The sequence below is a fragment of the Nocardia exalbida NBRC 100660 genome (assembly GCF_000308575.1).
In the GTDB taxonomy this organism is placed as follows: domain Bacteria; phylum Actinomycetota; class Actinomycetes; order Mycobacteriales; family Mycobacteriaceae; genus Nocardia; species Nocardia exalbida.
The window spans coordinates 17621-28742 of the sequence record NZ_BAFZ01000110.1; the positions used below are offsets into that span (position 1 = coordinate 17621).

At 72.1% G+C, this 11122-nt stretch carries 2 protein-coding genes (1 of these 2 only partly in view); both read right to left on the reverse strand.

The annotated features are described in order from the left end of the window. The coding region annotated (locus ON29_RS25365) for a non-ribosomal peptide synthase/polyketide synthase (protein WP_051175576.1) crosses the window boundary (this coding region is incomplete at its 3' end): on the reverse strand, nt 1-2046 show 2046 of its 19666 nt. Its footprint begins 17620 nt before the window's first position. Next, nucleotides 2046-11122 (reverse strand): non-ribosomal peptide synthetase (locus ON29_RS25370; protein ID WP_040870164.1); only part of this gene is annotated, 9077 nt, incomplete at its 5' end. The genes ON29_RS25370 and ON29_RS25365, both read right to left, overlap by 1 nt.

The window sequence follows — 11122 nt, forward strand, 5'->3', positions numbered from 1 at the left end:
CGACAGCGCGGCCACCGCGGCCACGGTCGGGCGGTCGAAGAAGTCACGCACGTCGACGGTCGCGCCGAGGGCCGCGGCGAACCGGGCGATGGCGCGGGTGGCGAGCAGCGAATTGCCGCCGAGTGCGAAGAAATCGTCGTCGGCGCCCACCCGTGGCAGGCCGAGCAGCTCGGCGAAGACCGCGGCCACCGCCGCCTGCGCCTCGGTCTCCGGTGCCCGATAGGCCGGTGCGCCGGACCCGAATTCCGGCTCCGGCAACGCCCGGCGGTCCAGCTTCCCGTTGGCGTTCAGCGGCATAGCGTCCAGCGGGACGAGCAGGGTGGGCACCATGTACTCGGGCAGCTCGCGCCGGACGTGCTCGAGCACATCGGCGGCGTCGATCGAGTCACCGACGACATAACCGACCAGATGATCACCGCCGGCCCGGCGGTGCAGCGTCACCGCCGCCTGGGCCACCATCGGATGACGCGACAGCGCCGCCTCGACCTCGCCGAGCTCGATCCGCAGGCCGCGCAGCTTCACCTGGAAGTCGCTGCGGCCCAGGTATTCCAGCTCGTCCGGGCCGCCCTCCGCGCCGGGCGCCCACCGCACCAGGTCGCCGGTGCGGTACATCCGCTCCCCCGCCGGGCCCTCCGGGTTGGCGACGAATCGCTCGGCGGTCAGGCCGGGGCGGGCCACATAACCGCGGGCCAGTTGCACGCCCGCCAGATACAGCTCGCCGACGACGCCGCGTGCCACCGGGCGCAGGCTGTCGTCGAGCACCAGCAACTCCGTGTCGTCGGCCGCGACGCCGATCGGCACTCCGGCCACGTCCGCGCCGGTCACCTCGTGCGCGGTCACGTCGACGGCGGCCTCGGTGGGCCCGTACAAGTTGTGCAGGGTCGCGCCGCAGATGTCGCGGAACGCCGCGGCGGTGGCGGCCGGGAGCGCCTCTCCCGAGGCGAAGACCAGCCGCAGCGAGTCCACCGCGGCCGCGCGCGGCTCGGCGACGAAGACCGCGAGCATGGACGGCACGAAATGCGCCACCGTGACGGCGCGCTCGCCGATCACGCGCGCCAAGTAGGCCGGGTCGCGATGGCCGTCCGGCTCCGCCACGACCAACCGGGCGCCGACCTGTAACGGCCAGAAGAACTCCCACACCGACACGTCGAAGGTGAACGGCGTCTTCTGCAACACCACGTCGTCGGCGCGCAGCCGGTACATCCGCTGCCGCCAGCGCAGATTCGCCACGATCGAGCGATGCGACACGGCTACGCCCTTCGGCCTGCCGGTCGAGCCGGAGGTGAAGATCACGTAAGCGGTGTCGTCGGCCGACCGGGTGACCACGGGGGCGGCAGGTGCGGGCGGGCCCGCGAACGCATCGATCCGCAGCATCTCGACCGGACGCCCGAACTCGGGTTCGTCGTGCGTAGTGGTCAGCACGAGCACCGGATCGGCGACCGCGAGCACGTAGGCGATGCGGTCGGCCGGATGATCCGGGTCGATCGGCACGTACGCACCGCCCGCCTTCAGGATCGCGTACATGCCGACCATCAGGTCGATCGAGCGCCGGACCGCCAAGCCCACCAGCGTGTCCGGCCGCACGCCGCGTCCGGCCAAGTGCTGGGCCAGCGCGTTGACCCGGCCGTCGAATTCGGCGTAGGTCAGGGTGACGCCCGCGTAGTCGAGCGCGATCGCGTCCGGGGTGCGGCGTGCCTGCTCCTCGAACAGGCTCACCAGCGTCTCGACCGGTGCGGCGGCGGTGGCCGGGGCATCGGGCACGGCGGCGAGCGCGTCCTCGAGCAGTGCGTCCAGCACCGCGCCGAGCGCGCCGTCACCGGACTCCAGCAGCGCGGGCAGCCGGCCGGAGACCACCACGGGGACCAGCGAATCCGCGCTCATGATCTCCGACAGCGCCGCGAGTTCCGCGGCCAGCGCCGCGTAGGTGACGGTGACCTCGCCGTGGCGCAGCGCCACCCGGTGCGGCTCCCGTCCGGCGACGGTCGCGATGAGGCCGGGCAGGTCGTCGATGCCGTAGGCGCGGCGGACGGCGTCTGCGTGGGTCATCAGCGGTTTCCTTCCGAATCGAGAGCCCGCGCCGAGTCGGCGAGCAGCGCCTCGGCGGTGGCGGCCAGGGTTCGCAACAAGGCCGTCAGGCCACTGCCACCGAGTTCGGCGAGCAGGCCGGGCACCAGCCCGGCGAGCGAGACATGGATGAGGGCTTCGGGTTTGGCCGCCGCGCCCATCGCCCTGGCGACGGTCGCGAGCTTCGCGTCGAGTTCGCCGAAGCGGACCCACCGACCACCATGCTCGAACGCTGGTGCGCCGGGCGCGGCCTGCGCCGCCCGAGCGATCAGAGCGGGCAGGTCCGTCGCGGTCGGCCTCGGCCGCCGTTCGCGCGCGGACCGGATGTCTATCGCGCGAACGGTCACCGCCGGATCCGCGGCCACCGTCTCCAGCACGCGCAGCAACCGGTCGCCGAACGCCCGCGCGGTCGGCTCGTCGAAGATGTCCGTCGCGTATCCGACACGCAACTCCAGACCGGCGCCGGACCGCTCCAGCACGGTGACCTGTAGATCGAATTTCGCCTCCGTCGAGGCGAGATCGACCGCCTCGACCGCGAGTCCGGGCAGCTCCACGGCGGCCTGCGGCATGTTCTGGAAGGTGAGCAGCACTTGGCACAGCGGCGCGTGCGAGCCGGAACGGGTGACGCCCAGCGCATCGACCACCTGATCGAACGGGACATCGGCGTGCGAGAGCGCCGCCAGATCGCGCCGGGTGGCCTGCCGCAGCAGTTCGCCGAAGCTCGTGCGCGGGTCGACCTCGGTGCGCAGCGCCACGGTGTTGACGAACATGCCGACCAGCTCGTCCAGTTCGCGGACGCCGCGCCCGGCGACCGGGACGCCCACCGTGACGTCCCCCGCGCCGGACAGTTTCGCCAGCAGCACCGCGAGCGCGCTGTGCACCAGGGTGAACAGCGTGCCGCCGTGTTCGCGGGCCAGTCGCTCCAGCCGGGCGGTGCGCTCGGCGTCGATCTCGCGGACGACGGTAGCGCCCCGCATGTCCCGGCGCGCCGGGCGCGGGCGGTCGGTGGGCAGGGCCAGCGATTCCGGCGCTGCGGCCAATTCGGTTCGCCAGAAGGCGAGTTGGCGGGCCATCAGGCTGTCCGGATCCGCGGGATCGCCGAGCAACTCGTGCTGCCAGGCGCTGTAGTCGCGGTACCGGATCGCCGGCGGGGCCCACTCCGGCGCGTGACCGGCGGATCTGGCCAGGTAGGCGCGTACCAGGTCGGCGGTCAACGGCGCGATCGAATACCCGTCCGCGCCGATGTGGTGCAGCACGACGACCAGGAGGTGTTCGTCGGCGGCGGTGGCGAACAGGGCGGCGCGCACGGGCGGCGCGGCGGCGAGATCGAATCCGAGAGAGACGAATTCCGCTATGCGCGTGTTCAATTCGACCGAAGACACCGGGATCGGCGTCAGGTCGACCGGCGACGCGGCCACGACCTCTTGGACCGGTCCCGCTTCGGTATCGGGGTACCTGGTGCGCAGCGTCTCGTGCCGGTCGAGCACATCGCCGACGGCCACCGCCAGCGCCGCCACGTCCAGCTCGCCGCGCAACCGCAGCGCCGCGGGGATGTGATAGGCCGAGGAGTCCGGCGTGAGCCGGTCGAGCACCCACATGCGTTGCTGCGCGGGCGCCAGCGGCACCGGGCCGGTATCCGCGCGGCGGACCAGCGCGGGCCGTGCCGCGCCGCGCTCGGTGTGCGCGAGGCGCTCGGCGAGCGTGGCCGGCGTCGGCGCGTCGAACACCGCGGCCACCGGGACGTGGCCGGCCAGTGCCGCGCCGAGCCGGGCCGCGAGCCGGGTGGCCATCAGGGAGTTGCCGCCCCTGGCGAAGAAGTCGTCGTCCACGCTCACCGTCCGCACGCCGATCACCTCGGCGAACGCATCCGCGACCAGCCGCTCCAGCGCACCGGCCGGTGCACGGGAAGCCGCCTCGGCGAACACCGGCTCCGGCAGCGCGGTGCGATCGATCTTGCCGTTGGCGGTGAGCGGCAGCGCCGCCAGCACGACGACGGCGGCGGGCACCATGTACCCGGGCAGCTGCGCGGCCACGGCCGTGCGCAGTGAAACGGCCGAGTCGGCGTACGACTCCGGATCCGCGCCGGGCACAGCGGCATACGCGATGAGCCGCGTTCCGGCGCGTTCGTCGGCCCGCGCCACCGCGACCGCAGCGCTCACCCCGGGCTGCCGCCGCAGAGCGGCCTCCACCTCGCCGAGCTCGATGCGGAAGCCGCCGATCTGCACCTGGAAGTCGGCGCGCTCCAGGTATTCCAGCGTTCCGTCGGGACGCCTGCGCACGATGTCGCCGGTGCGGTACATCCGCTCGCCCGCCGCGGCGCCGAGTTCCACCGCGAACGGATCGGCCACGAAGCGGTCAGCGGTCAGCGCCGGACGCCGCTGGTAGCCCCGCGCCAGCTGCGCGCCCGCGAGGTACAACTCGCCAGGCACGCCGATCGGCGCGGGACGCAATCGCGCGTCCAGCACGTAGACCCGGCTGTTCCAGACGGGCGACCCGATCGGGACGGTGTGCTCCGGCGGTGTGCGCACCGGGAACGCGGTGATCGACACCGCCGCCTCGGTGGGACCGTAGAGGTTGTCCAGCGCGGTCCCGGCGCGGTGGCGGCGCAGGAAGTCCGCGGCCGTGGCGGGCGGCAGCGCCTCGCCGATGGCGAGCACGCGGCGCAGGGTTTCCGGCAGCGCGGCTCCCGGCTCCACCGCCAGCAGCATGCCGATCAAGGCGGGAACGGCGTACAGCACGGTCACGCCGTGGCGGCGCAGCAGCGCGCGCAGCCGGTCCGGATCGCGTTCCGCGCCAGGTGCGGTGATGATCAGGCGTCCTCCGGTGACCAGCGGAGACCAGAACTCCCACACGGACAGGTCGAAGGTCGCGGGCGTCTTCAGCAGCACGGCGTCGTTCGGACCGAGGCCGAATTCCGTGGTCATCCAGGCCAGCTGATTCACGATGGCGGCGTGCGGGATCGTCACACCTTTGGGCAGGCCCGTCGAACCGGAGGTGAAGATGACGTAGGCCGGATGCTCCGGACGCAGCGCCCGCACCCGCTCCGCGTCCGTGATCGGGGTCGCGGCGAATTCGGCGAGGTCGAGTCGGTCGACCTCCATCGCCGTGCGGTTCGTTCCGGCCGGTAAGCCGTCGCGCGAAGTGGTCAAGAGCAGGGCGGGCGCGGCGGTGGACACGATGTGGGCGATCCGCTCGGCCGGATGGTCCGGATCGATGGGCACATACGCGCCCCCGGCGCACACCACCGCGTACATGGCGACGACCAGTTCCGGCGAACGGCGCATCGCCAGCACGACCGTCGACTCCGGGCCGATACCGTGGGCGATGAGCTTGCGCGCCAATCGGTTCACCCGTTCGCCGAACTCGGCGTAGCGCAGCTCGGCTCCGGTCGTCGCGTCCACCAGGGCGACCGCCCCGGGGCTGCGCGCGATCTGTGCGGCGATCAGATCCGCCGGCGTGGCGGGCGGGACCGGCTGCCGGGTCCGGTTCCATTCGGCCAGCACCAGCGATCGGTCGGTCCCGAGCAGATCGATGTCGCCGACAGGCAGGTCCGGGCGCGCCGCGACCGTTTCCAGCACCCGGCGCAGCTGTGCGGCGAACCGGAAAGCGGTGGGCCGCTCGAACAGATCGGTGGCGTAACGGAGGGCCAGCTCGATGCCGTAGGGCACGCCGTCGGTGTCGTAGGCGTCCACCGCGAACAGGTGTAGGTCGAATTGCGCCACGCCGTTGTCGAAATCGAGTTCGTCGACCTCGAGGCCGGGCAGCCGCAGCTGTCCACGCTCGTGGTTCTGGAACGAGTAGCCGACCTGGAACAGCGGGTGCCGGGCGGTCGAGCGCACCGGGTTGAGCACTTCCACCAGGCGCTCGAACGGCACGGTGGCGTGTTCGAGCGCCGCGAGGTCGGCGGCCCGCGCCCGCGCGAGGAGTCCGGCGAACGGCTCGCCGCCGTCGACGCCGACGCGCAGCACGAGGGTGTTGACGAACATCCCGATGACGTCGTCGAGTTCGGCCGCGCCGCGCCCGGCCACCGGCGTGCCGATGGCGATGTCACCGGCGCCCGACCAGCGCGCGAGCAGCACCGCGAACGCGGTGTGCACCACCATGAACAGCGTCGCGCCGTGCCGCCTGCCGAGCGCGACGAGATCCGCGTGCAGCCGCGCGCCGATCGTCAGCGGCACCTTGTCCCCGCGCAGGCTCTGCTTCGCCGGACGGGAGCGATCGGTGGGCAGCGCCAGCTGGTCGGGCAGCCCGGCGAGGGTCTCGCTCCAGAACGCGATCTCGCGGGCCGCCACCGAATCGGCGTCGTCCTCGGCGCCGAGCAGGGCGCGTTGCCACAGGGCGTAATCGGCGTACTGCACGGCGAGCGGCGTCCACTCCGGCGCCGTGCCGTCGCGGCGGGCGGTATAGGCGAGCATCAGGTCCCGCACGAACGGCGCGATGGACGAGCCGTCGGCGGCGATGTGGTGCAGCACTCCGGCCAGCACGAATTCACCGTGCCCGTCCGCGGGGCGCGCACCCGCCCTCACCACCCGCAGCAGCCGCATCCGCAGCGGGACCTCGGCGGTGACGTCGAAGGTCGTCTCGGCCAGCTGCCGGATGCGCCGCGGTACCTCGTCTTCCGCGATGTCGATCGGCCGCAGCACCGGGGTGGCGTCGGCGGCGTCGGCGATGAGCTGCACCGGTTCGCCGTCGACCTGCGGATAACGGGTGCGCAGCGCCTCGTGCCGGGCGACCACGTCACCGAGCGCGGCCTGCAACGCGGCCACGTCCAGCCGCCCGGACAGCCGCAGGGCCACCGGAATGTTGTAGGCGGTGGAGGACGGGTCGAACCGGTTCAGGAACCACATCCGCTGCTGCGCGGGTGACAACGGCATCCGCTCCGGACGCGGCGCCGCCAGCAGTGCGGGCCGGGTGCCGCCCATAGCCACCGTGCTCGCCACGACGGCCAGGTCCGCGACCCGGGGCGCTTCGAACAGCGCTCGGACCCCGACCGTCCGGCCCAGCGCCGCGCCGATTCGGCTGACCGCCTTGGCGGCCAGCAGGGAACTTCCGCCGAGCGCGAAGAAGTCGTCGTCGGCGCCCACGGGGCGTGCCGAGCCGAGTACTTCGGCGAACACCTCGGCCACGACGCGTTCGCTCGGTGTGGACGGCGGCCGGTAGACCGTCGATTCGAACCGTGGCGCGGGCAGCGCCGCGCGGTCGAGCTTCCCGTTGACGGTCAACGGGATTCGCCGCACCGGCACGATCGCGGCGGGCACCATGTGCTCGGGCAGGCGGTAGGCCACGGCTTGCCGCAGCGCGGCGGCATCGATCGAGTCGTCCGAGTCGTCCACGGCCACCACGTACGCCACGATGCGCGGTTCGTCCACCAGGTCGGTGCGCACCACCACGGCCACCTCCCGCACCGCGTCACAGGCGTCGAGCAGCGCGGCCTCGATCTCCCCCAGCTCGATACGGAAGCCGCGCAGATTCACCTGCTGGTCGGCGCGCCCGAGGTACTCCAGCTCACCATCGGAGGTCCAGCGGGCCAGATCGCCGGAGCGGTAGGTGAGCGAGCCGTCGCCCGCGTACGGGTCCGCGACGAAACGGGCGGCGGTCAGGGCGGGACGGCGCAGGTAGCCGCGCGCCAACTGGCCGCCGGACACATAGATCTCCCCCGGCACACCCACGGGGACGGGCCGCAATCGATCGTCGAGCAGGCGAACGGTCAGTCCGGGCAGCGCCGTACCGATCACGCTCGACGACCTGGTGTGCCGGTCGATCTCGCGATACGACACATGCACCGTGGTCTCGGTGATGCCGTACATGTTCACCAGGCGGGGCGCGTCCGGATAGCGGGCGAACCAACCGGCCAGGCGCTGCGGCTCCAGCGCTTCACCGCCGAAGATCACGGTGCGCAGGGCGAATCCGGCTTCCGGTCCGGCCGCATCGGCGGCGACGAGCTGGTAGAACGCCGACGGCGTCTGGTTGAGCACGGTGACCCGCTCGGCGATCAGCAGATCCCGGAACTGCCGCGGCGAGCGCGAGGTGTAGTAGTCGACCACCACCACCGTGGCGCCGGTCGACAGCGGGCCCCACAGTTCCCACACGGAGAAGTCGAAGGCGTAGGAGTGGAACAGGGTCCACACGTCCGCAGGCCCGAAACCGAAGCGCCGCCGCGTGTTGTCCAGCAGCCGCAGCACGTTGTGGTGCGGCACCACAACACCTTTGGGCCTGCCGGTGGAGCCGGAGGTGTAGATGACGTAGGCCACGTGTGCGCGATGCAGCGGGGCGCGCCGGTCCGCGTCCGTGACCGGCGCGCCGCTGAACTCCGTGAGGTTCGGCGCGTCGACGTCGATCACCGGTCCGCCGAACCAGCCGCGCGGCAACTCGGTGGCGGCTCCGGCGATCGCGCAGATCGGGCGGGCGTCGTCGAGGACGTATTCGATCCGGTCGTCCGGGTAGGCCGGGTCGATCGGCAGGTACCCGCCGCCCGCCTTGAGCACGGCGAGCAGGGCGACCACCAGTTCCGCCGAGCGGGGCAGCGCGACGGCCACCAGCGTTTCCGGCCCGACACCCGCGGCCGCCAGCCGCCGCGCCAACCGATTGGACCACTCGTCGAGTTCGGCGTAGGACAGCGACCGCGCACCGTCACGCACCGCGACCGTGTCCGGGTCCAGCGCGGCGGCCCGCGCGAAACGCTCGGCCAGGTTGCCTGCCACATCGGCGACGTCGTCCCCGCCGACCGGCCATTCGTACAGCGCGCGGTGCTGTTCCTCGGCGCTGAGCAACTGGATGTCGCCGACGACCACCGTGGGATCGGCGGCGATGGCGGCGAGCACCTGGGTGAACCGCCTGCCGAGCACCGCGATCGCCGGTGCGTCGAAAAGGTCGGCGGCGTACCGGATCTCGACCTGCATGCCGTCGGCGCGGCCGTCCCGGTCGTTGGACTCCAGCACGGTGAACTGGAGGTCGAATTCGGCGACCGGCGCGTCGAACTCCTGCGCGCGCACCCGCAGGCCCGGCAGCTCGAACTCGGGCAGGGTGAAGTTCTGGAAGCTCAGCGCCACCTGGAACAGCGGATGACGGGTGCGCGAGCGGGTGGGCGCGAGCACTTCGACGAGACGTTCGAACGGCACGTCGGCATGCGAGAGCGCGTCGATGTCCTGGTCGCGCACCGCGTCCAGCACGCTCTCGAAGCGGGCTCTGGAGTCGACGGCGGTCCGCAGCACCAGCGTGTTGACGAACATGCCGACGAGCCGGTCCAGCGCCGCGTCGCCGCGTCCGGCGACCGGGGTGCCGATCGCGATGTCCGAGCCGCCCGACAGGCGGGCCAGCAGCACCGCCAGCGCCGCGTGCACCGTGCTGAACAGCGTGGTCTCCCGCTTGCGCGCCAGCTCACCCAGTTCGCTGTGCAGATCGGAGTCGATGCGCAGGCGGTGTGTCGCGCCGCGATGCGACGAGACCGGCGGGCGCGGACGGTCGGTGGGCAGCTCGAGCTGGTCCGGCAGGCCGTCCAAGGCGCTACGCCAGTAGTCGAGCTGCCGGTCGGCGTCGGCGGAATCGGCCTGCCAGAGCGTGTAGTCGGCGTACTGCACCGGCAGGGCGTCCCATGCGGGCGCTGCGGCGGCGCGGCGCGCCAGGTAGGCGGTCATCAGATCCTCGGCCAGCGGTCCGAGGGAGAATCCGTCCGCGGCGATGTGGTGCAGCACCAGGGCGAGCACATACTCCTGGCTCGCGTCATCGATCGCGAACAGCGCTGCGCGCAGTGGTGTCTCGGTCACCAGATCGAAGGGCGCGGCAGCCAGCTGCCGAAGCCGTTCCGGCAGTGCAGTTTCGGTCACGCGCACTACCGGGACGTCAGGCGCGGCCGAGGGCAGCACCCGTTGCTCGGGCCCATCGGGGCCGTCCGGGTAGACGGTGCGCAAGGTCTCGTGCCGGGCCACCAGGTCGGCCAAGGCCGTGGTCATCGCCGCGAGGTCGAGATCACCCGAGAGGCGTAGCGCGACCGGGATGTTGTCGATCGCGCCCGCTTGCCCGTCGGCGTGGAAGCGGTTGACGAACCAGATGCGCTGCTGGGCCGGGGACAGCGGAATCCGGTCCGGCCGCGGGAGCGGGCGCAGCGGCGCCCGACCACCATCGCCGCGGTGCGATTCGGCCCGCGCGGCCAGCGCGGCGACCGTCGGCGCGTCGAACAGCGCCCGCACCGGCAGTCGGGTGTCGAGCGCAGCGCCGAGCCGGGCCACCAGCCGGGCGGCGGTGAGCGAGTTGCCGCCGAGGGCGAAGAAATCGTCGTCCAGCCCTACCCGATCGACGCCGAGCAGCTCAGCGACCGTGGCGGCGACCAGTTTCTGTACCGGTGTCGCGGGCGCACGGAATCGCGCGGACTCGACCGCTGGTGCGGGCAGCGCGCGGCGGTCCAGCTTGCCGGAGGCGTTGACCGGGAACTCGGTCAACGCGACGTATGCCGAGGGCATCATGTACGCCGGTAACCGCCGGGTGAGCGTCGCTTCGACCGCGCCGAGGTCGACTCGCGCGCCGGGCGCTTCGATCAGGTAGGCGACGAGGCGCCCACCGGTTGCGGCGTCATCGCGCACGACCACGACCGCTTGTGCGACTTCCTCGAGGCCGGTCAGCGCCTGCTCGATCTCACCCAACTCGATACGCAGACCACGCAACTTCACCTGGAAGTCCGTACGGCCCAAATACTCCAGTTCACCGTGCTCGGTCCACGCCACCAAGTCACCCGTGCGATACATCCGCACACCAGGCTCCCCATAGGGATTGGCGACGAACCGGTCACTGGTCAGATCCGGACGCGCGACATAACCACGCGCCAACTGGGCACCCGCCAGATACAACTCACCCGCGACACCCACCGGCACCGGACGCAGACGCCCATCCAGCACGAACACCTGCGTGTTGAACACCGGAGCACCGATCGGCACCGACTCGATGTCAGCATCGACGACCTCATGGAAAGTGACGTCAACCGCCGCTTCCGTAGGGCCGTAAAGGTTGTGCAACGCCGCACCGGTCAGCTCACGAAGACGATGCGCGGGCTTCGGCGGAAGCGCTT